A 3,403-nucleotide genomic window follows, 5' to 3' on the forward strand; every position below is an offset into this window, starting at 1 on the left:
GAACTGCCCTTCGAGCCGAGAGACCTCGTGACCGTGAACGATGCCATCGTCCGCATCGCGGCGATCGACGGCGAGTTCTCCTGGCACCACCACGACGAGGACGAGCTGTTCCTGTGCTGGGAGGGCGCCTTCCGGATCGAGTCGCAGGACGGCGAACCCGTGGAATTGACCGCGGGTGACATCTACGTCGTCCCGCGAGGGATCGAGCACCGGCCGGTCGCCGATCGACGAGCCGTCATCCTGATGCTCGAACGACCCGAAACCCTCCAGTACGGGAACTGACCCGGCAACGGTCGGAAGCGTCAATCGGGGTTGACATCGACCACCCCGTCAACGTAGATTGACAACCCATGAGCCAGGCCACGAAGCTCGCGGGAGCAGCGGGGGATGCCGATCCGGAGGTCGGCCTTCAGGCCGTCGCGGCGCTCAGGAAGCTGGTGGAGCAGCTCGAGTCGCTCCAGGTGCGGAACGCGCGCGGCGTCGGCTGGTCGTGGCAGGACATCGCGAACGAGCTCGGTGTCAGCCGGCAGGCTGTGCACAAGAAGCATGCGAGGGGTCGGCTCCTCTCGCGGAGGAGGTAGCGGTGTTCGAGCGGTTCACGACGCAGGCTCGATCGGTCGTCACCCTGGCCCAAGACGAGGCGCGCGAGCTCGGCCATCCCAACGTCGGGGCGCACCACCTCCTCATGGGGATCCTGGACGAACCCGACACGGCCGGCGGGCGAGCCCTGGCCGCACTCGGGATCGATAGGAACGAGGTGCGCGACGAGGTCCGGCGGTTCGAGCGGGACCGTGCCGCCTTCTCCGAACAGGATGCGGACGCGCTCCGGAGCGTCGGCATCGATCTGGACGAGGTCCGTCGGACGGTCGAGGAGTCCTTCGGTCCCGGCGCGCTCGAGCGAAGCACGCCGGGCGGTCGCCGCCTCGGGGCGGGCCACATCCCCTTCACGGCGGAGGCGAAGAAGGCGCTCGAGCTCGCGCTCCGCGAGGCGATCCGCCTGGGGCACCGGTCCATCGGGACCGAACACCTCCTGCTCGGCTTAGAGAGGGACGAGACATGCTCGGCTGCGACGATCCTGGCGGCGCGCGGCGCCGACCGTGAACGCGTTCGCGCCGAGGTGCTGCGCCAGATCGCGGCCGGCGGCGACCGGCCAGGCCGAACCGCCTGAGCGCGGGAACCACCCAGCTCACTCGGGTCGTGGTGATGCTGTCGGGGACGCTGGCCTCTAAGCATCGACGTCACCCATCGCGGCGAGCGCCGCCTCCCGCGTCGGATGGTCCTCGAGCCGCCGGATCAGGCCACCCTCCACCCTGAGGACCTGGAACCACGTCGCGTCGTCCCACGCCGGCTGCCTGAGGTGCGCGAGGACGCTCGAATCAATCGTCTCCCACTCGATGACCTCGACGTCGGGACCTTGCCCTTCCACGAACGCATCAGCCCGACGATCTCCTCGGCGTTCGTGCACGTAGTGTCCTCGTCGTTCAGCGTCACGTACGTCGCGTTGTCCGCGCGCGCCGCGCGCGCCGTATCCCAGTCGCCAGCCCGGAGCGCCCGATCCCATACCTCGACGACGGCCATCGGGTTCGTGTCGGCTGCTCCCATCGCCGAAGCCTACGCCCGAGGCCGGTCGAGCGATGCGGCAACCGGTCGGCGGCCCGGCTACATTCGACCCCGTGGCGGAGCCGTCGATCTTCCGGCGTCTGTGGCAGCCGCCGGGTCGGTACGAGGACCGTGCGACCGACCGGCGGGTGACCTTCCTCGAGCTGTTCTTCGACCTCGTCTTCGTCGTGGTCATCTCGCAGCTCGCCCATCACCTCGCAACACACCCGTCGTGGTCCGGAGTCGGCTGGTTCGTGTTCCTGTTCTATGCGGTCTGGTCCTCGTGGCTCAACGGCACCCTCTATCACGACCTCCACACGACCAACGACATCAGCGTCCGGGTCTTCACCTTCGCCCAGATGCTCGCCGTCTCGGTCATGGCGGTGTTCATCGGGGACATCCCGGGGGAGGGCTCGACGGGGTTCGCGCTCGCCTACGCGGCGAACACCTTCGTCCTGGTGATCCTGTGGTTCCGCACCGGGTTGCACGACCCGCACCACCGGCCCGGGTCGTTCCCGTACTCCGCCGGCTACCTGATCGCGGCCGTCCTGTTCGTGGTCAGCGTCGCGTTCGCGGGGCCGGTGCGGTACTGGTTGTGGGCGGTCGCACTGGTCGCCGAGGTGGGGGGATGGGTCGTCGGCATGTATCGATGGAAGCCGCCGGCCCGGGGCCGCGACGCGCGCATCTCGACGACCCCGTCGCTGATCGAACGGATGGGGCTGTTCGTCATCATCGTCCTCGGCGAGGTCATCGTCGGGGCGGTCAACGGCATGGCCGACGTTCACCCGCTCGGGGTCGACGGCATCGTCATCGGCTTGCTGGGGGTGGTGGTGGCCATCGGTCTGTGGTGGATCTACTTCGACCTCATCTCGTACCAAGCTCCGGTCCCGCGAAGGACGCAGCTCTGGCTCAACCTCCACTTCCCGCTCGTGGTCGCGATCGGCGCGGGCGGAGCAGCGGTCCTCAACACCGTCGAACACGTTGCCGAGCCGCTGCCCGATGCCGTGCGCTGGCTCCTGGTGGGCTCGCTCGCCGGAGCGGTGCTCTCGATCGCGCTCATCGCCTGGGCGCTCGAGCTGCGACGCACGCAGACCGAGCTCTACCGCACGGCCGAGATCGCCCTGCCCCTCAGCGCCCTCCTGTGCCTGGGAGTCGGTCTCACCGACTGGGGAGCAAAGGCGAGCCTGACCGCGATGGTGGTGCTGCTCCTCGCCCCGGTCGCGGCGGGCACGGTGGTGTGGCTGAAGCATCCCGAACCGAACACGGTCGACCTCGACTGAGCGGCCACCCTCGTAGTATCGACGACGTGTTACGATACATCGCGATAGTCACGGAGCGAGGAGGCGACGATGGGTCACGCTTCACATCGATCGAGGCACCGGTACCACCACGACGCGTGGAGTCACCGTGGTCACTGGGAGAAGGCCTGGTTCGCAGGTCCCCCGTGGGCCGGGGGACGTCGAGCCCGGCGCGGCGACGTTCGAACGGGGCTGCTCTCGTTGCTCTCGGACAAGCCGATGCACGGGTACGACCTGATCCGCGAGCTGGAGGAGCGGAGCGGGGGGGCGTGGAGGCCGAGTCCCGGCTCGATCTATCCGACGCTCCAGTTGCTCGAGGACGAGGGGCTCGTCACCAGCGAGGAGCAGGACGGCAAGCGCGTCTACACGATCACCGACGCCGGCCGCGCCGAGCTCGAAGAGCGTCGGGCTCGCGGCGGCTCGCAGGAGCCGTGGGAGTTCGGACCGCTCGGCGAGGGGCTCGGCCAGCTTCGGGAGTCCGGGTTCCAGCTCGCGTCCGCGGCCAT

6 protein-coding genes are annotated in these 3,403 nt (G+C 68.9%); 5 read left to right on the top strand and 1 reads right to left on the bottom strand.

Translation table 11 applies throughout. The annotated features are described in order from the left end of the window. Positions 1 to 3 precede the first annotated feature (3 nt). From VFI59_12955 to VFI59_12965, 3 genes are all read left to right on the top strand, one after another. Positions 4 to 282, top strand: a complete 279-nt coding sequence (locus VFI59_12955; GenBank protein ID HET6714607.1) for a cupin domain-containing protein — start codon at positions 4 to 6, stop codon at positions 280 to 282. 68 nt (positions 283 to 350) lie between these two features. Further along, the gene (locus VFI59_12960) at positions 351 to 581 is read left to right on the top strand and encodes an HTH domain-containing protein (protein ID HET6714608.1); all 231 of its coding nucleotides are present in this window, start codon (positions 351 to 353) and stop codon (positions 579 to 581) included. Positions 582 to 583: 2 nt separating this feature from the next. Beyond that, positions 584 to 1,168, top strand: a complete 585-nt coding sequence (locus VFI59_12965) for a Clp protease N-terminal domain-containing protein (protein ID HET6714609.1) — start codon at positions 584 to 586, stop codon at positions 1,166 to 1,168. 57 nt (positions 1,169 to 1,225) lie between these two features. Here the strand turns inward: VFI59_12965 and VFI59_12970 are convergent, their stop codons facing one another. After that, positions 1,226 to 1,465, bottom strand: a complete 240-nt coding sequence (locus VFI59_12970) for a hypothetical protein (protein HET6714610.1) — start codon at positions 1,463 to 1,465, stop codon at positions 1,226 to 1,228. A gap of 208 nt (positions 1,466 to 1,673) precedes the next feature. On the opposite strand from VFI59_12970, the gene VFI59_12975 reads away from it, so the two are divergent. Together VFI59_12975 and VFI59_12980 are read left to right on the top strand one after the other, a co-directional pair. Further along, entirely contained in the window at positions 1,674 to 2,879 is a 1,206-nt protein-coding gene (locus VFI59_12975; GenBank protein ID HET6714611.1) for a low temperature requirement protein A, read from the top strand. A 69-nt stretch (positions 2,880 to 2,948) separates the two neighbouring features. Continuing rightward, positions 2,949 to 3,403 (top strand): PadR family transcriptional regulator (locus VFI59_12980; protein HET6714612.1); only part of this gene is annotated, 455 nt, incomplete at its 3' end.

It is taken from the genome of Actinomycetota bacterium (assembly GCA_035697485.1).
Taxonomy (GTDB): domain Bacteria; phylum Actinomycetota; class UBA4738; order UBA4738; family HRBIN12; genus JAOUEA01.

Excerpts from the sequence above, each read along its gene's own strand:
- VFI59_12960 (HET6714608.1), top strand. The coding sequence starts at position 351 with ATGAGCCAGGCCACGAAGCTCGCGGGAGCAGCGGGGGATGCCGATCCG.